We start from the raw sequence: 22,094 nt of genomic DNA, 5'->3' as shown, positions 1-22,094 counted from the left end.
GGCGTGTCAGAATGATGGGGAAATCACCTTCCCCTGTCACCCTCGGCGAAAGCCGGGGATTTCTGGCCGAATGAACGCGTTTAGCCTGTATGAGATTCCCGCCTTCGCGGGAATGACTAGGAGTAGGCGGGATGAGCGTTTTAGGTGGGTTTGTCAGCAACCTAACGGGTTACTCACCGTTTAACGCGGAAACAGCAATTCTGCCCAGCGTGCCAACCCGGCGGTGACGGAACCAAAATCATCGCCGCTGGCGATAGTCACATCAGGCAATGCTTGTTGTACCGCCAGACGCAGTTGCGGCGAGCGAGCACTGCCGCCGGTCAGATAGACGACATCTGGACGTGTTCCGCTGTCATCCAACGCCTGGCGAATCTGGGTTTGAATCTGCGATACAGGCTGAGCAATCGCCTGAACCATCTCTTCGGCAGAGACGCGTGTTTCTAGCGCGGTTTCGATAAACACCAGTGCAGCATCGGTCAAAGGCGCGTCGGATAAGGCAATTTTGCAGACTTCTGCTTGTTGCACCAAGCGATAGCTCAAGCGCTGCTGCCAGACGCTCAATAAGCGTTTGATCTGTGCCGGTTCACGCACATCGCGGATCATCTCGTTGATCAAGGTGCGGGTTGCATTGCTGTAAAACGCACTCTGCGCCGGCACATCGTTAATGGCGACCGCATTCCACCAGGGCAAGGTTGGCAGGGCAATGCCTTTTTCCGTCATGGCATTCATGCCGAGCAGCGGCATAAACTGTTTGAAGGCCAGTTGGATATCGAGATCGTTGCCGCCGGTACGGCATCCGCTGTGTCCCAGCAGGCTGTCGTGGCGCTCTTGCTTGCGGTGCTACGCTGGCCCCATCAGCAGCATCGAGCAGTCGGTGGTCCCCCCGCCGATATCGACAACCAGCACCCGCGTTTCCTGCTGTAGCGTCGCTTCAAAATCCAGCCCGGCGGCGACAGGCTCAAACTGAAATGCGATATCACGAAATCCGGCGCGCGTTGCTGCGCGCTCAAGAATGTCCTGTGCTTGCTTATCCGCAGCATCGCCACCGATGCTTTGGAAATGGATTGGCCGACCAATCACTGCCTGCGTGATGGCATCACCCGCCTGTAGCTCCGCCTGCTGGCGGATATGCAACATCATGGCACACACCAAATCTTCAAAAAAGGCGATCTGCTGTGGTTTCAGCCCTACCGCACCCAAGAATGACTTGGGGGATTTCACGAACCACACTTCTTGCGGGTCATCCATATAACGCGCCAGCGCCGCTTGTCCAAAGTGTACGCTGTGGGAGTCAACGGCAATATCTTCATCGCGGTTATAGCTGATGGCGCCCCGCAGCAGTTGCGCATTTTCGCCTTGGGCATCCACTTGATGGTGACGCCACAACCTTTCGCTGACAGCTTCACGTGTCGGTGCGCACAGCATGGATGAGAGATAGGGAGAGTTGTTTTCCAGTGGTAACAGGCGTGGCGTGCCATTTTGCATCAGTGCAACGGAACAGTTGGCCGTGCCGTAGTCAAAGCCGATAAACATGTCATCCCTCCCGGTAACAAGAAAAAGGCGGGGATTTTACTGCGTGTGAAGCGGCTTGTATAGAGGTACCCCTGTTCAAGGTGCGATGGATTGTGTATCCAGCCATCGTTACCGCTTTATTCAATCTCTGGGCTGTTGTTGTGCATACACCACCAGCCGTAGATGCCGGTCTTCATCCACCGTTAGCGAGGTGTGCTCGAAGGGGGTGGCCAGCTTGCGCAAGCCGTTACAGGACGCATGAACGTCGTGCTGCCGCCACCAGTGTTTGAATTCGGGCGACACTCGCTCCAGCTCATTCACCAGTTCGCGAATATCGGCTTCCTGCGTGCCGCGCGTGAAGTCGTGGCGGAAGCTGGATAGCATCAGCGGCGCTTGTTCCTCCCAGGCGTCCACACGTTGATGCAGCAGTGGATCGGTAAACAGCAGCCACAGTAAGTTGCGCCGTTCGGGCGCGTGTTTGCCGAAGCCGAAAAGCGTATCGGCCGGAGCGTTGAAGCCCAGTATGTCCCAGCGCAAGTTGAGCACAAAGGCCGAATGTGGCAGGTCGTTCATCAGGCGTCGCACCAATGGAGGGAGCACACACCAGGTTTTTCCCGGTTCTGAGGGGGGCGTTCGTGGGCTAACAGATACAAGTGCCTGCGCTGGGCCGCATCCAGTTTAAGCACACGCGCCAGATTATCGAGAAAGCCGGCCGATACCCCGATATCACTCCCTTGTTCCAACCAGGTGTACCAGGTCAGGCCAACACCTGCGAGCGCGGCAACCTCTTCACGGCAGAGTCCCTGCGTGCGGCGTCGATTACCGCTGGGCAGACCGACCTCGGCGGGAGAAAGGCGCTCACGGTGCGTGCGCAGGAAAGCCGCTAGGTCGGGGCGGGTTCGTTCCAGAGTTCGCATTGTTTATCTCGTTGTTTTAATAATAGTATAAAGTGTTAAATTGTAATCGTCTAAAAAGAATTTGAGAATGATTGCTTCTTTATTTTGGAAACGCAATATGAACACAAATTCTTGTTGTACGCTGTCGTCCGGGCGCACCGTCAGTGGCCCACCGTGGCTGAGGTTGTCCGTACTGTTGTTAGCCGGTTTCATGACCATCTTCGACCTGTTAGTGGTCAATGTAGCTATCCCGAGTATGCAAACGGGTCTGGGCGCGAGCTTTTCACAGGTCGGTTTTATCGTGGCTGGCTATGAGTTGGCCTTCGGTGTCTTGCTCATCACCGGCGGGCGGTTGGGTGACCGGTCTGGCACCGAGCGCCGGTTTTTTGATCGGTGCACGGGTGTTGCAAGGGTTGGCCGCCGCCTTGCTGTTTCCTTAGGTCTATGCATCCATCCGTGCCAATTTCAGCGGGGATGACAGCCGCCGTGCATTTGGCCTGTTAGGAATGACGCTCGGTTTGTCCACGATTGCGGGTCAGGTGCTAGGCGGTTGGATGGTGCATGCCGATCTGTTCGGACTTGGCTGGCGCAGCATCTTTCTCATCAATGTACCTATTGGAATGTTTGCCATTGCCGCTGTGCGCTGTATTCCAGAAACTCGTGCGCCGCAACGCGCTGCCCTGGTCGGGATGGGAATAGCATTAAGCAGTACAGGGTTGACGCTGTTGTTGGTGGCACTGATTGAGGGGCCTGCACAAGGCTGGCCGGGTTGGAGTCTCTGGTCGCTGAGTATGGCAATCGCGCTGTTTGCACTGTTTTACCAGCAGCAGGAACGGCGGCGGGTGCGCGGCGGGATCCCTCTCGTCGATATGCAGTTGCTATCGCAACGCCGTTTTGCGTTGGGGGCTGTGCTGGTGTTGCTGGTTTATTCGACGTCTAGCTCCTTCTTTTTATGTTTTGCATTGCTGATGCAAACCGGGCTGGGTCTTGATCCTCTGGTGGCGGGCAGTATCTTTGCTCCCTGTAGCCTGGGTTTTATGCTAGCGTCGCTGGCGGCACCAAGACTGGCGGCACGTTTTGGCATGCATGCGATCGTGGTGGGAACGTTGGTCTATATGCTTTCTATCGCGGAGATGATTGTGCAGGTGAGGATGGCGGGAGCGGCGTTAGTTGCTGTGCGACTCATGCCCGTGCTGATTATGGTCGGTGTCGGTCAGGGATTCATCATGACGCCGTTGCTAAATGTGGTGCTGGGCTTTGTCGATAAAACGCAGGCTGGTATGGCATCTGGGGTGGTTTCTACGGTACAGCAGGTGGGCGCGGCACTGGGAGTAGCGGTGGTTGGCATTCTGTTTGGTGAGGTGCTGACTACCGGTGGGGGCACGGTAGTACAAGCAGGCCAGTACGCTGATGCTTTTGTGGCGGGAATGTTCTATAACCTGGGTGCGGCCATGCTGGTCTGTGTGCTATTGCTGTTGCTGGCTAAAACACGGTAGTGGGCGAGGCAAGGTGCGTTTCCCGCAGTACTTGAACCTTATCTTGGAGTATTATCCATTCACAATGAAAGATGAATAGTCCACTACGTCATTAGTGTCATCATTTTTCTATAAATAATAACGCATCAGCATTTTTATTGATGCGTTATTATTTTCCCTGGTGTTTCATCATTAATTAAAAACCGGCAGCCATTGAAATAGTTATAGTCATAATTATTATAGCTATAGGCCAACATGCTCAACTGATGAAAACTACTGTGCAAAAAAACGTAATCATGAGATTATGAAAGGTTAGAGAGTATTTATGATAGTCATTAAGAAACAAAACGGAATATCATCTCAGCACTGTCTTTAATGCGTAAAGCAGCTACTTTTCTGTGGCGACTTGGCGGTCTGGTCAGCACAGGTAAATCAGGTGATACTGATTGGCATCAATATCGCACACTATTCCTGGCATGTTGAACCCTATGAACACGTTAGTGAGTGGTTGATATTTTATATTTATTTAAACATTGGATAGTTTTATGCCGTTAAGATTCATTCAGTGAACTACGTGAGTTATTAGCAAGCACAAGGGGGAACTATGAATTACCTATTACACTGCACTCCTGATGAAAATGAAGAGAAACAGATACTTGATGGTTTATGGAAACATAATGATCATTTTGCACCCGTCGATATTCAACCATTGCGAATCACGGTTAAAGATGAATCAGACAATATAAAGGGGGAGGATAATGGCCAAAACATGGTGGGGCGGATTAGACATTCAATACCTTTGGGTTGCGGCTGAATATCAAAAAAACGGTGTTGGACGAGAATTGATGCTAATGGCTGAGCGTGAGGCGATAAAGAGAGGTTGTCATTTTTCTTATGTTGATACATTCAGCTTTCATGCCCGTGGGTTCTATATAAAGTTGGGTTATTCGGAATATGGTAGTCTTGATGGCTTTTTTCTGAAATTTTCAAGGCATTACTTGGTAAAGCAACTTGGCTGATCTTAAGGCGGGGGATATGTGCGTTGCAGCAGATTTTTCTAAAGCCATTTCTCTAATAGAAAATCTTGATGAGCCATGGGGGATAAAAGACGCTGAATCGCGGCATGTCTATCTCAACCTTGCTGCAAGACGGTACACTAACACACCAAAAAATTTTTCAGTTGAAGGTCGGCATGATATTGAGTTTCCAACAGCATGGCATTAATTATACCTTGATTTGATTAAACACGATCAAGACAAAATGAGCAGTAAAAAAAGCGTTAGCGTATTCGAAGTACACTGTTGGAATGGTAATGATAAACCGATTGCTTACATTAGCACAAAAATCCCCATTTATGATGATTTTAATAAATGCATAGGTGTTCTTTGGGATGCCAAACCGGCATGCTGTATTCACCCTATTCTAAAATCATTAAATAAAAGCAACTATCAAATAACATCAACAGGAATAAGACTGGTAACAGAAAAAGAACTCGAAGTGATTTGGTTACTTATTCATGGGTATTCACGAAAGGAGATATCACGCATTCTTAATATAACCTCACGCACAGTAAATTATAGAGTGCACTCGGTTTTTGATAAGCTTGACATACATAATATAGCACAACTACGCGCAATCTATGTTGACCAAGAGATGGGCGACTTTATCCCGACAGCAATTTTAAAAATGGGTGTTTATAATTTATGAAAAGAAATGAAAATCATTCATACAGTCGAGTGCAACCTGAATGCCGTTTACCCTTATTAGGCATAATGCTGGTTCATACTGGTATGTTAACTGCGCTTGATCAATTTATGCTAGGGGCGATTTTGGGTCACTCGATGACCCTACAGGAAGCTTTTGTCGTCATTACGATGGCGAGTATTGTATTTGGAGCTATTACCTTCGCACTTGGCTATGCTGGAATGAAGGAAGGATTAACCGGTACTCTACTTGCTCGTTGGTCAGGCTTCGGGCGAGTTGGATCGGTATTGATCAGTGCAATCGTAGCCGTCAGTCTGTTAGGGTGGTTCGGTGTACAAAATGCAGTGTTTGCCAAAGGCATCGACCATGCATTGAATGGAATGCTCGGGTTTGAACTCTCTGCTGCTTTATCAGGCTTATTTCTTACTTTCCTCGTCGCATTTAGTATTAGAGCGATTAAAACTGCCGCCTCAATTGCTGTTCCAATATTCATTGCTGTTATCGCTTTTATTTCTATTCAGATTTTTTCCAATCTTAATCTGACAACTCTTTTTCACACTGCACCACAGGGAGAGCCTTTAACAATAGCTAATGCAATAACCATTATTATTGGCGGTTGTATTGTGGCCGCATTGATGACTCTTGATATAACACGATATGCTAAAAAAACATCTCATGTTTTTTCAATAACGTTGTTTACCATCTTTGCGGGTGAATTTGTTATTAATGGTTTAGCCATCATGCTTGCCAGAGCACTTAACACAGAAGATGTTGTCACCATCATGGCACAAACAACCGCTGGCATTGGATTATTAGCGGTTATTTTTTCAACGTTGAGAGTCAATGATTTGAATCTTTACTCTTCATCGCTAAGCATTGCGAATGCCGTTGAGATCCTCACAGGTAAAAAAGTAAGTTATACCATTATTACGATTGCAATTGGCATCACCGGGACTGTATTTTCGATACTAGGAATACTCGATAGGTTTATCAATTTCCTGACACTGTTAGGTATTATTTTCCCACCAGTCGTTGGCGTGATGATTGTGGGATATTTTTGCGTAAAGGAGAATACTGAAAAACTGAATCAGTCTCGTGATACCAACACTTTGCCTGGGGATGACATCACACCACTAATAGGTTGGGACGCTATTTTTTGCTGTTTGTTAGGGAGCTTTGTGGGGGTTATAGATAGATCGGGCATGCCCGCTATTAACTCATTATTGGTTGCCATGGTTTCTTATTGGGGAATTTATAAATTTAAATTTTTTACCAGCACTGTTTCCAACTAGTACAGCATGGGCCTTTTACTGACGTTGTTGTTTCCCTAACGTTAGTTTTAGTGCAGTGCGTTTACGTTATATCCAACCCCGCACAGAGTGGTGGCTAAGTGATAGTAGCCACCACTGTGCAGGCTTATGCCGCCAAGGTATGCTGAGCCATGTCAGTCAGAAGTCCAGCAATGAAATCGATACGCTGTGGCCTTTCGCTGAGGTCTTTAATAAATTTCAAGCGGGTAGGGCCATCCAAACGATAGACGCGGGGATCGCGCTGTAACAGGCCAATCAGGTGTGCAGGATCGACCCGGTTATGGGCGCTGAACTCGATAAATCCGCCTTTTTCGTTGCCCTCGATACGTTTGATGCCCAGCGATTGCGCGTGCTGGCGCAGCGCAGCAATCTGCAACAGATGGCGCGTGGCATCCGGCAGGGTACCAAAGCGATCGATAAGTTCCACTTTCAGCTCTTCCAATGCGTTATCGTCCTTGGCGCTGGCAATGCGCTTGTAGAACGACAATCGCGTGTTGACGTCAGGGATAAAGGCCTCCGGCAGCAAGGACGGCAGGCGTAATTCCACCTCGGTTTGACTGCTGATCAGATCTTCCAAAGAGGGTTCGCGCCCGGCTTTGAGCGCATCGACCGCGCTTTCCAGCAGCTCCATATAGAGTGAAAAACCGACGGTAGTCATTTGCCCGCTTTGATCTTCACCAAGCAGTTCACCCGCGCCGCGAATCTCCAAATCATGGGTTGCCAGTGCAAAGCCTGCACCCAAATCCTCCAGTGACGCGATGGCTTCCAGCCGTTTGTGCGCATCGGTACTCATTACCTTCGGATTTGGCGTCAGCAGATAGGCATAGGCCTGATGGTGCGAACGTCCGACGCGCCCACGCAACTGGTGCAACTGGGCCAACCCGAAATGGTCGGCGCGTTCAATGATGATAGTGTTGGCGCTGGGAATATCGATGCCGGTTTCGATGATGGTAGTGCACACCAGTACATTAAAGCGCTGATGATGAAAATCGCTCATCACCCGTTCCAGATCCCGTTCGCGCATTTGGCCGTGACCAATGGCGATACGCGCTTCAGGCATCAACTCCGCCAGGCGTTGAGCGGCTTTCTCGATGTTTTCTACATCGTTGTAGAGGTAATAAACCTGTCCGCCGCGCAGAATTTCACGCAGCATCGCTTCACGCACCAACAGGCCATCATATTCGCGAACAAAGGTTTTTACCGCCAGACGGCGCGCGGGGGGGGTGGCAATAATCGAAAGATCGCGCATCCCGCTCATCGCCATGTTCAGAGTACGCGGGATCGGCGTGGCGGTTAACGTCAGGATATCCACGTTGGCACGCATCGCTTTGATACGCTCTTTGTGGCGCACGCCAAAGCGGTGCTCTTCATCCACAATCAGCAGCCCTAGGTCGCGCCAGTGCACGTCACTTTGCAGCAGTTTGTGGGTGCCAATCAGAATGTCTACCTTGCCTTCCTGAGTTTGTTCCAGCACCTGCGTCTGTTCTTTGGCACTGCGGAAACGGGAGAGCATTTCGATACGAATGGGCCAGTTGGCAAAGCGATCGCGGAAATTGTCGTAATGCTGTTGTGCCAGCAGAGTGGTCGGCACCAGCACGGCTACCTGTTTGTGGTTTTCCACCGCGAGGAACGCGGCGCGCATCGCGACTTCGGTTTTACCGAAGCCGACGTCACCGCACACCAGCCGGTCCATTGCCAGCGGCTGACACATATCGCTCAGCACGGCATTGATGGCTTGCGCCTGATCCGGCGTGGTTTCGAACGGGAACCCCTCGCAGAAAAGTTGGTATTGTTCGCGATCGTGCTTAAAGGCAAATCCGCTTTTCGCTGCGCGCTGCGCGTAGATATCCAGCAGTTTGGCTGCCACATCACGCACTTTCTCCGCCGCTTTTTGCCGCGCGCGTGACCAGGCATCGCCGCCCAGTTTGTGTAATGGCGCATTTTCATCGGCTCCACCGGAATAACGGCTGATAAGGTGCAATGACGAAACCGGAACATAGAGTTTATCTTCCCCTGCGTAGGTCAGGATCATGTACTCTGCGGTGATGCCACCGGCTTCCAGCGTCGTGAGGCCGACGTAACGCCCAACGCCATGCTCCAGATGCACCACCGGCTGGCCCGGATGCAGTTCGGCCAGGTTGCCGATCAGTGTATCGGTATTAATGGTGCGACGGCTGTCCTGACGTCGACGTGCAACGCGTTCGCTGAGCAGATCGCTTTCACAGATCAAGGCGCGCTGGCGCAGCGTGTCGATAAAACCGTGCTCGCTGGCACCGATAATCAGATAAGCGCCGGGTTTGTCCGCCTGATCCAACCGGGTAATTGGCGTTGGTGCCAGTTTGATGCGTGCCAGTAATTCCTGAAGGGTTTCACGACGCCCCTCGCTTTCAACGGAAAAGATCACCTGTCCGTTAAAACCTTCCAAAAAACGTCGCAGTGCATCCAGCGGCGCTTTGTGCTGGTGCTGGATGGCTATGTCCGGCAGCGTTTGGTAACCGAGGTTGCGGTGCGCTGCTTTTTCCGTCAGCGTTTCTTTGCTGAGCTGAACGCGCGGCCAGGCTTTCAGTTCGCTGAACAACGCATCGACTCGCAACCACAAGGCGTCCGGCGTTAACAGAGGACGCATCAGGTCTACGCGTCGGCTTTCAAAACGTTGTTGAATATCGGCCCAAAAGCGGGTAGCGCTTGCTTCAAGATCGCCCGTGTTAACCAGCAGCGTATTGCTGGGGAGATAGCTAAACAGCGTGCTGAGCGGCTGTTCAAAAAACAGCGGCTGCCAATATTCAATACCCGCAGGCCAGGTGCCTTTGCTGACCTGTTGATAAATATGCTCGGCATCACGACGCACTTCAAAGGTTTCGCGCCACTGGCTGCGAAAGCGTTCGATGGCATTTTTGTCGGTAGGGAATTCATGCGCAGGCAGCAGGCTGATTTGTGCCACTTCGTGCAACGTGCGCTGGTTATCAATATCAAATACGCGCAGGCTATCTACGTCATCATCGAAAAAATCGATGCGGTAGGGCTCTTCACTGCCCATGGGGAAAAGGTCCAGCAGCGCACCGCGCGTGGCGAACTCCCCGTGTTCCATCACCTGATCGACACTGCGATAGCCTGCCTGCTCCAACTGCGCGCGCAGTTTATCGCGCGACAGGCGTTGTCCTTTTTTCACCATCAACGCATGACCGTGCAGGAAGGTGCGCGGGCACACCAACTGCATTAGCGTATTGACCGGCAACACCAGCACGCCGCGGGTCATTTCAGGGAGGTGATACAGTGTGGAGAGACGCGCCGAGATGATCTCCTGATGCGGAGAGAAACTGTCGTAAGGCAGCGTCTCCCAGTCAGACAACGTGGTGACCGGATGCGCCGTAAACTGCTGAAGTTCATCGCGTAGCCGCAGCGCATTTTGCATATCGGGTGCGATAAGCACAACCGGCCTGGCGTGGAGTTCAATGATGTCGGCACACTCGACGGCGCAGGCAGCGCCGGTTAGTTGGCCTAACAGACGTTGTTCACCCGCTTTTACGGGCAGAGCATAGCGATTTTTTTCAGGCATATTCCGAATATCTGGTGTTGCCCCGTTCCAGCATAAGAAAAAGCAGTGTAGAAAGCGGGGTAGGGTTCCATAAAGTGATATGACCCTTTATTATCCTTGATCACTTTGCTTTAGCAACCTTATCCAGACGGATTTCATGTATCAACCTGTCGCTTTATTTATTGGCCTGCGTTATATGCGTGGGCGAGCATCGGATCGATTTGGGCGATTTGTCTCCTGGTTATCGTCCATTGGCATCACGTTAGGCGTCATGGCGCTACTGACCGTATTGTCTGTGATGAACGGATTTGAACAGGAGCTTGAGGAGAGCATCCTGGGATTGATGCCGCAGGCGGTGGTGACCACAGCGAGCGGTTCACTCGACCCACAGGCATTGCCTGCATCATCCTTGAGCACCTTACAGGGCATAACGCGCATAGTCCCAATCACCACGGGCGAAGTGGTGTTGCAAAGCGCGCGCAGTGTGGCAGTCGGAGTAATACTGGGCATTAATCCCGATGAACCTGAGCCTTTGTCGCGTTTTTTGAAAAATACCTCGCTCACTCAACTTCAAGCGGGTGAATACCAGATGATCCTTGGCGAGCAGTTGGCCTCTCAACTTGGGGTTAAACGCGGTGAACAACTGCGTATTATGGTCACTGGTGCTAGCCAACTCACGCCAATGGGGCGCATTCCCAGCCAGCGCTTGTTTACCGTAGCAGGTACCTTTGCCGCAGGTAGCGAAGTGGATGGTTACCAGATGCTGGTGAATCAGCAGGATGCGTCGCGTCTGATGCGTTACCCGACCGGGCACATAACCGGCTGGCGCCTGTGGCTGGAAAACCCGTTGGATATTGTGGCGTTCAGTGCGCAGCCAGTGCCACAAGGATTGGTGATGAAAGATTGGCGTGAGCGCAAGGGCGAACTGTTTCAGGCCGTTCGCATGGAAAAAAGTATGATGGGGCTGTTGTTGAGCCTGATCGTCGCCGTCGCGGCGTTCAATATCATTACGTCGTTGGGGTTGTTGGTGATGGAAAAGCAGGGTGAGGTGGCCATTTTGCAAACGCAGGGGCTGACTCAACGCCAGATTATGGCGGTGTTTATGGTGCAGGGGGGAAGCGCCGGGGTGGTTGGCGCGCTGTTGGGCGCAGTGCTCGGTACGCTGCTGGCTAGCCAGCTTAATACGCTGATCCCGGCATTGGGGCTGTTGCTGGATGGTGCCGCGCTACCCGTTCATATTGATGCGGTGCAGGTGGTGACCATCGCGCTGGTGGCGATGATCGTTGCTCTGCTGTCTACCCTTTATCCTTCCTGGCGCGCCGCCGCCGTTCACCCTGCAGAGGCTTTACGCTATGAATGATTCCCTGTTGTTGCAATGTAATGACCTGTGCAAAACCTACCAGGAAGGGAAGCTGTCCACCGACGTGCTGCGTCATGTGACATTCAGCATGCAAGCCGGCGAAATGATGGCGATTGTCGGTAGTTCCGGTTCGGGGAAAAGTACCCTGTTGCATTTGCTGGGCGGGCTGGATGCGCCCACAACGGGTGATGTTATCTTCAAAGGCCAGGCGCTCAGTGGACTCTCCGCCGCCGCTAAATCGGCGTTGCGCAACCGTGAACTAGGCTTTATCTACCAGTTTCACCATTTACTGCCGGATTTCACCGCGTTGGAAAACGTGGCGATGCCACTGCTGATTGGCAACACGCCGCCCGCGCAGGCGCAGGATCAGGCGCGTGCTATGCTGGCCGCCGTGGGGCTGGATGCACGGCGCGAGCACCGTTCCAGCGAATTGTCCGGTGGGGAGCGTCAGCGCGTGGCCATCGCCCGTGCGGTGGTGAATAACCCATCGCTGGTGTTGGCGGATGAGCCTACGGGTAACCTCGATCAGCGCACGGCGGATACCATTTTTGAACTGCTGGGAGAATTAAACGTGCGTCAGGGCACCGCGTTTCTGGTGGTGACTCACGATTTGTCGCTAGCTGCGCGTTTGTGTCGCCAGTTGAAAATGCGTGACGGGCAACTTCAGCAAGAGTTAACCCTGATGGGAGCCGCGCAATGAGTTTTCCCCCGCTCTCCCTGCTGATTGGGCTGCGTTTTAGCCGGGGCCGTCGGCGCGGTGGTATGGTTTCCCTGATTTCGGTGATCTCCACCATCGGTATTGCGCTCGGGGTGGCGGTGCTTATCGTCGGCCTCAGCGCCATGAACGGCTTCGAACGTGAATTGAAAAATCGTATTTTGGCAGTGGTGCCTCATGGTGAAATGGAACCGGTCAATCCCCCCTTCACCGGCTGGCAGAACATGTTGCCTAAAATTGAGCAGGTGCCTGGTATTGTTGCCGCTGTGCCCTATGTGCATTTTACCGGGCTGCTGGAGAGCGGTGCCAGACTGCGCGCGATACAGATGAAAGGCGTCGATCCGCAACAGGAACAACGCCTCAGTATTTTGCCCACGTTCGTGGCAGGAAACGCGTGGGCAAATTTCAAAGCGGGTGAGCAGCAGGTTATTCTCGGCAAGGGCGTTGCGCAGGCGCTTGAGGTAAAAACCGGGGATTGGGTGACGGTGATGATCCCCAATAGCGATCCGCAAATGAAGCTGTTGCAGCCGAAGCGCATTCGCCTGCACGTGAGCGGTATTCTGCAACTCAGCGGGCAACTCGATCACAGTCTGGCGTTGATCCCGCTGGCTGACGCGCAGCAGTATCTTGACATGGGGGATGATGTCAGCGGCATAGCCATCAAGGTCGATGACGTGTTTGCCGCCAGCAAACTGGTGCGTGACGCAGGGAAAGTGACCGACACCTATATCTATATTCGTGACTGGATTGGCACCTACGGTTACATGTACCGCGACATCCAAATGATTCGGACTATCATGTATTTAGCGATGGTACTGGTGATTGGCGTTGCCTGTTTTAACATTGTTTCCACGCTGGTGATGGCAGTGAAAGACAAAAGCAGCGATATCGCCGTATTGCGCACCTTGGGGGCGAGCGACGGTCTTATCCACGCCATTTTCATTTGGTACGGGCTGCTGGCAGGCCTGCTCGGCTGCGTGATCGGTGCCGTGATTGGTGTGGTGGCGACGCTGCAACTGAGTGCGATCATGCGCGGGATTGAATCGCTGACCGGACACCACTTTCTGTCGGGCGATATCTATTTTATCGATTTTCTGCCGTCAGAATTGCGCATGATGGATGTGGTTCTGGTACTGCTCACCGCCGTGGCGTTGAGCTTGCTGGCTAGTTGGTATCCGGCACGGCGCGCCAGCCGTATTGAGCCCGCTTGCGTGTTAAGCGGGCAATAGCGCTACGGCCCCTTGCAATCGCATAACCTATTCAGCCACAGAGGAGTGAGCCATGTTTTATGGTTTTGATCTGGACGGCAGTAAGATTGAAGTCGGGGTCTTTGATGCGGATATGAGATCCGTATGGCAAAAACGAGTGCCTACGCCGCGTAATGACTATGATGCGTTGCTGGCGGCCTTTGCTGCACTCACGCAGGAAGCCGATGCGTTGACGGGCAAACAGGGGACCGTCGGCGTCGGCATTCCCGGTATGCGTGGGGGGGATGATGGTGCGCTGTTTACTGCTAACCTGCCTGCAACCATGGGAAAACCACTACAGGCGGATTTGCAACGCCTGTTACAGCGTGATGTGTGCATGACCAACGATGCCAACTGCTTTGCCCTTTCGGAAGCTTGGGAGGGTGAATTCCGTCAGTATCATGTGGTGTTGGGGCTGATCCTTGGCACCGGTGTCGGTGGCGGTCTGGTGATTAACGGCGAAGTGATTGATGGTCGCAACGGCATTACTGGCGAATTCGGCCATTTCCGTCTACCGGTGGATGCGCTGGATATTATGGGGGAGGATATCCCTCGGGTGAAATGCGGCTGTGGTCAATCTGGCTGTATTGAAAACTATATTTCTGGCCGAGGTTTTGAATGGCTTTATGTGCATACCTATGGCGAAAGTCTTAATACTGTCACCATTATTCGCAACTATCGGGCGGGTGAGGCAAACGCGCTGGCGCACGTTGATCGCTATATGAGCGTGCTTGCCGCCTGCGTGGGGAATCTGTTGACGATGTTTGACCCCCACTTGCTGGTGCTGGGCGGCGGTTTGTCTAATTTTGATGAGATCTACCAGTTTCTCCCGGCGCGGTTGCCTGAGTATTTGCTGCCGGTTGCGCGCTTACAGCGCATTGAGAAGGCGCGCTATGGCGATGCAGGTGGCGTTCGGGGCGCGGTTCTGCTGCACTTTTCTTCGCAGTAGTTTTTTAGCGATACACGCTTATTGGCAATCAAGCAGGCAGCGTTACACTCTTTCCACCCAGCTTTCACAGGAGCAGACATGCATACGCGCCAAAGGATGATCCGGTTTCATCAAGGAAAGCGACTGCGTCAGCAGCGTCTGCGTTCACGTATTTTCCATAAGGATTATCTGGCCGTGAATGAATCAAAAAGTTCGCGTGTGGTGGTGCTGACCGGCGCCGGGATTTCAGCGGAATCCGGCATTCGCACTTTTCGTGCGGCGGATGGCCTGTGGGAAGAGCACCCGGTGGGCGATGTCGCTACGCCGGAAGGGTTTCAACGCGATCCGCAACTGGTACAGGCATTTTACAACGCGCGCCGTAAGCAGTTGCAGCAGCCAGAGGTGGTGCCCAACGCAGCGCATTTGGTGTTAGCCAATCTTGAGGCGGCGCTCGGAGATAACTTCCTGTTGGTGAAACAAAATATCGATAATCTGCACGAGCGTGCGGGCAGCCAGCGGGTTGTTCATATGCACGGCGAATTGCTTAAGGTGCGCTGTTGCCAGAGTGGACAGGTTATCGACTGGACCGGTGATATCGCTGCCGATGAACGCTGCCATTGTTGCCAGTTTCCCGCGCGACTGCGCCCGCACGTGGTGTGGTTCGGAGAAATGCCTCTTGGTATGGAACGTATCTATCAGGCGCTGGCGCAAGCCGATTATTTCATCGCTATCGGAACTTCCGGTCATGTTTATCCGGCGGCGGGATTCGTTCATGAAGCGCACACCCATGGTGCTTACACCATAGAACTGAATCTTGAGCCGAGTCAGGTAGAGAGCCAGTTTGATGAAAAAATCTACGGCGCGGCGACGGCAGTGGTGCCAGAGTTTGTCGGCGCTTGGTTGACAGGGCGGCGTAAAGTGGCGTTTTGATCGCTACTCGGCACCTGGAATGCCTTAGCGAGATGAACGGCGTGCAGTGACGCTACACGAAATGACGGTCGAGTTAAGCAGAGTTGAGTTTGCGGGTGTGACTGCAGTGTACAGGATAGCGTTATGCAGTCATTGAACAAGGGATACTCGCTGTTACCTTTACGCCAGCGTTATCACGACCGTCAACGCATTGTGGTGTTGGCGCTACTGGCGGCGGTGACCGTGATCATCGGGTTATGTGCTGGCGATCGTTGGGTGATGCCCTGGGCATGGTGGGGTGATGCAGGCTATTTTCGATAACCCACTGGCAGAGCCGGGCTTGTTGGGCGTTGCTAATGGCGCAGGCGTGGCGCTGGTGCTTGGTGTCCTGCTGGGGCAAGGGTTGCAACCCGTCTGGGTGCTGAGCGTTGGCGCTATTGTGGGGGCGCTAGCCACCACATTCTTGCTATTACATTTTGCCCGACGTCACATTTCTAATGCGCGTTTGCTGCTGATTGGTGTGGCGCTGGGGATTGTGTGCAGCGCAGTGATGACTTGGGTCGTCTATTTCAGTACCAGTCTGGATCTACGCCAACTGATGTATTGGATGCTGGGCGGATTCAGCGGCATTGACTGGCGCTACGGGTGGTTGATGGTGGCATTGCTACCTTGTCTGGCGTGGTTAAGCCGTCAGGGACAGACGCTCAACCGTCTTTCGCTGGGTGAGATTCAGACGCGGCAGTTGGGGATCTCTGTTTATCGCTGGCGTAACCTTTTGGTGCTGGTGGTGGGCATTCTGGTGGGGATTAGCGTTGCGCTGGCCGGTGTTATCGGGTTTGTCGGGCTGATTGTCCCCCACGCGCTGCGCCTGATGGGGTTGACCGATCAACGCTACTTGCTGACGGGTTGCGGGCTGGCGGGTGCCATGACGCTCTCGCTCTCTGACAACATGGCGAGCGTAATGATCCCCTCGGCCGAGTTGCCCATCGGTGTGATCACCGCGACGCTCGGCGCACCGTTGTTTATCTGGTTGCTGCTGCGCCGGAGTAATCCGGTAAATGTAACCTAATGACGTACAACAGGAAGGTGACTATGAGTAACGACATCTATGCAATCCCGTTGACCACCATTAACGGCGAGGCGACCACCTTTGGCACTTATCAGGGACAAGTCGCACTGATTGTTAATGTGGCCTCCAAATGCGGTTTAACCAAACAGTACGATGCATTGGAAAAACTCTATGAAACCTATCGCGAGCGCGGCTTGGTGGTACTGGGGTTTCCTTCCAATGAGTTAGCCGGACAAGAGCCGGGCAGTGACGCTGAGATTCAGGAATTTTGCCGTGCCACCTTTGGCGTGCAGTTCCCGATGTTCAGCAAGATTGAGGTAAATGGCGAGCAACGCCATCCCCTGTACCGTCACCTGATTGCCGCACAGCCCAAAGCCAAGGGAAATCTGCTTAGCGGTTTTTATGAGCGTTTACTTAATAAAGGTCGGGCGCCCAAGCATCCTGAAGATATTCTGTGGAACTTTGAAAAATTCCTGATCGGGCGCAATGGTCAGGTGATCCAACGTTTCTCGCCCGATATCGGCCCGGATGACAAAATGATTCTTAACGCCATTGATGCTGCGGTGGCCGAGTAATTGTTGACGCAAGAGATAAAGCATCACGTTCCCTGCGCACTGCGTCTGAACCACGTTGCCTGCGGGCGCGTTTACAACCCATCAGCGTCAGCGCCTATGCCAGTCGGTTGATTCACGTGGTCGGACCCAATGGTTCAGGGAAAAGCACGTTGCTGGCACGGATTTCCGGGCTGCTGGACGGCGAAGGGCGGGTGGAACTGGACGGCATGCCGATTTGTCTGCGCGAGATCTGGCGTTGCGTCGCGCTTATCTGTCGCAGCAGCAAAACCCCAGTGCCTTGATGCCCGTCTTCCAGTATCTGGCACTGCACCAGCCGAAGCAGGTGAGTGTCATGGCGGTCGATGAAGTGGTTGCCCAACTTGCCACGCGTCTGATGTTAAAGGATAAATTGACGCGTCCGTTGACGGAGCTGTCCGGCGGTGAGTGGCAACGTGTACGCCTTGCCGCCGTATTCTTGCAGGTGTGGCCTTCGCTGAATCCTTATGCTCGCCTGCTGGTGCTGGATGAGCCCGCCACTGGTCTGGAAGTGGCGCAACGCGTAGCGCTTGATGCCATGCTGAAAGTGTTGTGTCAGGCAGGGCTGATTGTGCTAGCCAGCACCCACGACTTAAATCACAGCTTACAGCAGGCTGATGATATCTGGTTGATTTCAAAAGGTAAGCTGATTGATGCTGGCGATGCAGCAGACGTCATGCAGCCTGAACGACTGGCACCGGTTTTCGGCATCGATTTCCAACGCCATCGAGTTGGCGAGAGCGACTGGCTGGTGCCGGTGTCCGAGTAACCGGTCATTTACCGCGTCAGGCTTGCCAAAACAGTGAAATCAACGCTAAATTGGGCAGTAATATCATTCTGATAGCGTGATATTCCCCGCAGGGCGCGGTGAACAACAAAACGAACCGATATTCGCAGGATACCGCAGATGCGCTTGATTCAGGGGTTGCTGATCGCAAGTTTGTTTTTGGTTGGGTGCAGCAGCCATCGTGCTCCACTGCCTAACCCGCGTCTGGGCGACTCCATCATGGTAATAAGCCAACTTAACGAACAGCTCACTCAGTGGCGTGGCACGGCGTATCGCTACGGCGGGCTGGATCACCGTGGTATCGATTGTTCTGGCTTTATCTATTTAACCTTTCGCGATCGTTTTGGTATGCAACTGCCGCGCACCACCGAAGCGCAAACGGAATTGGGTTCCCGCATTGACCGGGACGACCTGTTGCCGGGCGATTTGGTGTTTTTCAAAACCGGCAGCGGCAGTAGCGGATTGCATGTGGGTATTTATGATAAAGACGATCAGTTTATTCACGCCTCGACCAGCCAGGGTGTAATGCGATCGTCATTGGATAACGTCTACTGGAAGCGGGCCTACTGGCAGGCGCGCCGAATCTGATTCCACTCTCAAGTAACGACTGTCGATGTCGGCAGGTCGTTTGCGCATGGAGCCTCAATGTCTTCACTCCGTTTGTTGCTGTCTGACTCTTACGATCCCTGGTTTAATCTGGCTGTCGAAGAGTGCATCTTTCGCCAAATGTCCCCCACGCAGCACGTGCTGTTTCTCTGGCGCAATGCGGAAACCGTGGTGATTGGTCGGGCGCAAAACCCGTGGAAAGAGTGCAATACGCGCAAGATGGAGGAAGATGGCATCAAGCTAGCGCGTCGCAGCAGCGGTGGCGGTGCCGTTTTTCACGATTTGGGCAACAGCTGCTTTACCTTTATGGCCGGAAAACCGGGTTACGATAAAAGCGTTTCAACCGCCATCATTCTTAATGCGCTGACCGCGCTAGGCGTAGCGGCTTTGGCTTCAGGGCGTAACGATCTGGTGGTGGCTACGCCTGACGGTTAACGTAAGGTTTCGGGGTCGGCCTACCGGGAAACCAAGGATCGTGGCTTTCATAACGGTACGCTGTTGCTCAATGCCGATCTTTCACGTTTGGCAAATTACCTCAACCCGGATGTGAAAAAATTACAGGCCAAAGGTATTACCTCAGTTCGCTCCCGGGTTGCCAATCTGGTGAAACTGTTGCCGATGGTCGATCATGCTCAAGTGTGTGAGGCGGTGCGTGACGCGTTTTTTGCCTATTATGCGGACAGTTGCACGGCTGAACATATCTCACCCGAGCAAATGCCCGATCTTCCCGGCTTTCGTGAACAGTTTGCCAAGCAAAGCAGTTGGGAATGGAATTTCGGCCAGGCACCGGATTTTACCCATACGTTGGATACCCGTTTCCCGTGGGGGGGGGTATTGAACTGCACATGGATGTCGATCGCGGTGTCATCACGCGCAGCCAGCTGTTTACGGACAGCCTGAACCCCGCGCCGCTAGAAGCACTGGCGCAGGCCTTGCAAGGCTGTGCATACCGTGTGTCCGACATTATCTCGGCGGGCGAAGCACTGTTTGAACTCTTTCCCGAACAACAGCCTGAGCTGCAACAGGTGAATGCGTGGTTGGCTGAGAATATCCGGTAAAGCAGGATATTCGTTAACAGCGTGACATCACTGTAAGGGGAGCATCAGGATAATGAAAAAGGGATTGTTGAGCGCTCATCGTTGGCGCTAGAGGATAGTGAACGCTTATCTCCGCAGACATCGATCATGAAAATCACGTTAGACGTTGACTACCAAAGTGAATACCTGTTCTGGCCCATCTATAGCCGGGATGAGAGGCTGTTGGCCTTGGAAATGACTGGGTGTTTCAATAGTGCGGATTGCAAACTCACCGTGCCTGGCGATATCCTGACGAGTATGTTGACCACGGCGCAAAAACTGGCGTTGCTGGATGAACAAATCGATATCATCCAACGCAAAGCGGAGTGGCTCAAACTGCACCGGTTTTTGTTGGTGTGGCGCATTGAGAAGCATTGCGCCGAACTGCTAATGGCATCGATTCCACGCCGCAACGCGATCCGCGCGTTACCCTTTGTTCATCTGGAAATTAACGAGGCGTATCCTCACCTTGGTGAAGGCAAAGGAAACCGTGATATCACTGAGCTCAGTAACATGTTTCCTCTGTGGCTGGATAATTTCGGTGCAGGCAAGGTAAACCTCAAGGCGTTCCACGATGGTTTGCTGAGCTATGTGAAAATCGATCCTAAACTGGTATGGGATATTCTTTCGCGTCCGGCACCGAATCTGATCATGGACCCGTTGCTTAACGTGATGAAAAACCACCAGCAGGGCCTCGGGGTGATCGCTAAAGGGATTGATACACTCGAGCATCTGAAAAAAGTGCATCACCTCAAGGTGGATGCGATACAAGGCAAGCTGTGGCCTGCCATCCCGCTGGATGCGTTGGAGCAGGAACTGACTCCGGCCGCGTAAACCAGTACCCCTGCATTTCCTCCGTGTTTATTTCCCTGTTGGCGTTCTACACTCAAGTTTGACAGACGCAGTAGAGTGACAGAACGACGATGACACAGGGATTACGATTTACCCATCACTACCATGACGCCTTGCCCGGATGTTACACGGCGCTTTCGCCCACACCGTTGCAGGGGGCGTGCTTGCTGTATAACAGCGCGGAACTGGCGGAGCAATTAGGGGTGCCTGACCGTTGGTTTCAGCCTGAACATATTGATATCTGGCAAGGAAAGACGCTGCTGCCCGGTATGCTGCCGTTGGCGCAGGTTTATAGTGGCCATCAGTTTGGCGTATGGGCCGGACAATTGGGCGATGGGCGGGGGATTTTGCTGGGTGAGCATCGACTGGCGAACGGCTCTAGTATGGAGTGGCACCTGAAAGGGGCAGGGTTGACTCCCTATTCTCGCATGGGAGACGGTCGCGCGGTGCTGCGATCGGTGATTCGCGAGTTTCTCGCGTCGGAAGCTCTGCATCATCTGGGCATTCCTACCACGCGCGCCTTAGCGATCGTCACCAGCGATGAACCCGTTCAGCGCGAACAGCAGGAGCAGGGTGCGATGCTGATGCGTGTTGCCGAAAGTCATCTAAGTTTTGGGCATTTTGAACATTTTTACTATGCGCGTCAGCCGGAGCAGGTGAAAAAACTGGCCGATTTCGCTATCACGCACCACTGGCCACAGTGGTAGCACGATGAACAACGCTACTCGCTTTGGTTTACCGATATAGTCGAACGCACGGCGCGCATGGTTGCCCATTGGTAGGCGATGGGGTTCGCCCACGGCGTAATGAACACGGACAATATGTCGATCCTTGGCCTGACGTTCGATTATGGCCCCTACGGTTTTATGGATGACTACCAACCTGACTTTGTCTGTAATCACTCCGATTACCACGGTCGTTATGCCTTTGACAACCAGCCCGCAGTAGCACTGTGGAATTTGCATCGCTTGGCGCAGGCACTCTCTGGATTGTTGTCGGTGGAATCACTTGAAACCGCGCTGGGTTGCTATGAACCGGCCCTGATGGCGCATTTTGGTCAACTGATGTGCGCCAAGTTGGGTTTTTTCGATGCGGATGCCAGAGATAACGATCTGCTGGTGGGATTGCTGAACTTGATGGCGCGTGAGCGCAGTGACTATACCCGCACTTTCCGTCTGCTGAGCGATACCAACGTGCAGCAGGCCGAATTGCCGCTGCGTGACCTGTTTATCGACCGAGCCGCATTTGATGCCTGGTTTCGCGACTATCGTGCACGTCTGGCGCAGGAGACGCAGAGTGACGCTGAACGTCAGCACAGCATGAAAGCGGCTAATCCGAAATATATCCTGCGTAACTACCTGGCGCAGCAGGCGATTGAAGCAGCAGAGCAGGATGATGTAGGCCTGTTAACGCAGTTGCATCAGGCGCTTTCTCGTCCATATGATGAACAGCCCGAATGCCAATCGCTGGCGGCAGAACCGCCAGCGTGGGGTAAAGCGTTGGAAGTGTCTTGTTCCAGCTAG

12 protein-coding genes and 8 pseudogenes are annotated in these 22,094 nt (G+C 53.0%); 17 read left to right on the top strand and 3 right to left on the bottom strand.

Annotated features, from left to right (window positions below; translation table 11 throughout):
* Positions 1 to 180: 180 nt before the first annotated feature.
* Together yegD and CS369_RS06585 are read right to left on the bottom strand one after the other, a co-directional pair.
* Positions 181 to 1,533, bottom strand: a pseudogene (gene yegD, locus CS369_RS06590) (molecular chaperone).
* Between the two features lie 120 nt (positions 1,534 to 1,653).
* Positions 1,654 to 2,429: pseudogene (locus CS369_RS06585) on the bottom strand (helix-turn-helix transcriptional regulator).
* Positions 2,430 to 2,526: 97 nt separating this feature from the next.
* Here CS369_RS06585 and CS369_RS06580 point away from each other — a divergent pair.
* The 5 genes and pseudogenes from CS369_RS06580 to CS369_RS06560 all read left to right on the top strand — a co-directional run bounded on the left by CS369_RS06580 (position 2,527) and on the right by CS369_RS06560 (position 6,879).
* Positions 2,527 to 3,904: pseudogene (locus tag CS369_RS06580) on the top strand (MFS transporter).
* A 583-nt stretch (positions 3,905 to 4,487) separates the two neighbouring features.
* Positions 4,488 to 4,902: pseudogene (locus CS369_RS06575) on the top strand (GNAT family N-acetyltransferase).
* A gap of 16 nt (positions 4,903 to 4,918) precedes the next feature.
* A complete protein-coding gene (locus CS369_RS06570) occupies positions 4,919 to 5,107 on the top strand; it encodes a hypothetical protein (RefSeq protein ID WP_210769481.1) in 189 nt (62 codons plus the stop codon).
* 36 nt (positions 5,108 to 5,143) lie between these two features.
* Positions 5,144 to 5,590, top strand: coding sequence for a helix-turn-helix transcriptional regulator (locus tag CS369_RS06565; protein WP_196906478.1), 447 nt, complete (start codon positions 5,144 to 5,146; stop codon positions 5,588 to 5,590).
* A complete protein-coding gene (locus tag CS369_RS06560) occupies positions 5,587 to 6,879 on the top strand; it encodes a cytosine permease (protein ID WP_196906477.1) in 1,293 nt (430 codons plus the stop codon). The genes CS369_RS06565 and CS369_RS06560 overlap by 4 nt, the downstream gene beginning before the upstream one ends.
* Before the next feature lie 124 nt (positions 6,880 to 7,003).
* Here CS369_RS06560 and mfd read toward each other — a convergent pair whose 3' ends face one another.
* Positions 7,004 to 10,453, bottom strand: coding sequence for a transcription-repair coupling factor (mfd, locus tag CS369_RS06555; protein ID WP_196906475.1), 3,450 nt, complete (start codon positions 10,451 to 10,453; stop codon positions 7,004 to 7,006).
* A 136-nt stretch (positions 10,454 to 10,589) separates the two neighbouring features.
* Here mfd and lolC point away from each other — a divergent pair, with 136 nt between their 5' ends.
* From lolC to CS369_RS06495, 12 genes and pseudogenes are all read left to right on the top strand, one after another.
* Entirely contained in the window at positions 10,590 to 11,792 is a 1,203-nt protein-coding gene (lolC, locus tag CS369_RS06550) for a lipoprotein-releasing ABC transporter permease subunit LolC (protein WP_196906473.1), read from the top strand.
* On the top strand, positions 11,785 to 12,492 hold the full coding sequence (gene lolD, locus CS369_RS06545) for a lipoprotein-releasing ABC transporter ATP-binding protein LolD (protein ID WP_196906471.1): 708 nt from the start codon (positions 11,785 to 11,787) through the stop codon (positions 12,490 to 12,492). The genes lolC and lolD overlap by 8 nt, the downstream gene beginning before the upstream one ends.
* Positions 12,489 to 13,736: a lipoprotein-releasing ABC transporter permease subunit LolE gene (gene lolE, locus CS369_RS06540; RefSeq protein WP_196906469.1), complete on the top strand. Its 1,248-nt coding sequence runs from the start codon at positions 12,489 to 12,491 to the stop codon at positions 13,734 to 13,736. Before lolD ends, lolE begins: the two co-directional genes overlap by 4 nt.
* 52 nt (positions 13,737 to 13,788) lie before the next feature.
* The gene (nagK, locus tag CS369_RS06535) at positions 13,789 to 14,703 is read left to right on the top strand and encodes an N-acetylglucosamine kinase (RefSeq protein ID WP_196906467.1); all 915 of its coding nucleotides are present in this window, start codon (positions 13,789 to 13,791) and stop codon (positions 14,701 to 14,703) included.
* Between the two features lie 78 nt (positions 14,704 to 14,781).
* The gene (cobB, locus tag CS369_RS06530) at positions 14,782 to 15,612 is read left to right on the top strand and encodes a Sir2 family NAD+-dependent deacetylase (RefSeq protein ID WP_196906465.1); all 831 of its coding nucleotides are present in this window, start codon (positions 14,782 to 14,784) and stop codon (positions 15,610 to 15,612) included.
* Between the two features lie 123 nt (positions 15,613 to 15,735).
* Positions 15,736 to 16,660: pseudogene (gene btuC / locus CS369_RS06525) on the top strand (vitamin B12 ABC transporter permease BtuC).
* A 23-nt stretch (positions 16,661 to 16,683) separates the two neighbouring features.
* Positions 16,684 to 17,235: a glutathione peroxidase gene (locus tag CS369_RS06520; RefSeq protein ID WP_196906463.1), complete on the top strand. Its 552-nt coding sequence runs from the start codon at positions 16,684 to 16,686 to the stop codon at positions 17,233 to 17,235.
* 32 nt (positions 17,236 to 17,267) lie between these two features.
* Positions 17,268 to 18,019, top strand: a pseudogene (gene btuD / locus CS369_RS06515) (vitamin B12 ABC transporter ATP-binding protein BtuD).
* A gap of 138 nt (positions 18,020 to 18,157) precedes the next feature.
* Positions 18,158 to 18,625: an NlpC/P60 family protein gene (locus CS369_RS06510; protein WP_196906461.1), complete on the top strand. Its 468-nt coding sequence runs from the start codon at positions 18,158 to 18,160 to the stop codon at positions 18,623 to 18,625.
* Between the two features lie 57 nt (positions 18,626 to 18,682).
* Positions 18,683 to 19,701, top strand: a pseudogene (locus CS369_RS06505) (lipoate--protein ligase A).
* Between the two features lie 126 nt (positions 19,702 to 19,827).
* Positions 19,828 to 20,553: an EAL domain-containing protein gene (locus CS369_RS06500; protein WP_196906459.1), complete on the top strand. Its 726-nt coding sequence runs from the start codon at positions 19,828 to 19,830 to the stop codon at positions 20,551 to 20,553.
* A gap of 89 nt (positions 20,554 to 20,642) precedes the next feature.
* Positions 20,643 to 22,094, top strand: a pseudogene (locus CS369_RS06495) (protein adenylyltransferase SelO).

Origin of the sequence: Candidatus Symbiopectobacterium sp. 'North America' (assembly GCF_015762685.1) — a bacterium.
Lineage (GTDB): Bacteria > Pseudomonadota > Gammaproteobacteria > Enterobacterales > Enterobacteriaceae > Symbiopectobacterium.
This window is presented reverse-complemented; position numbering and strand designations above follow the sequence as displayed.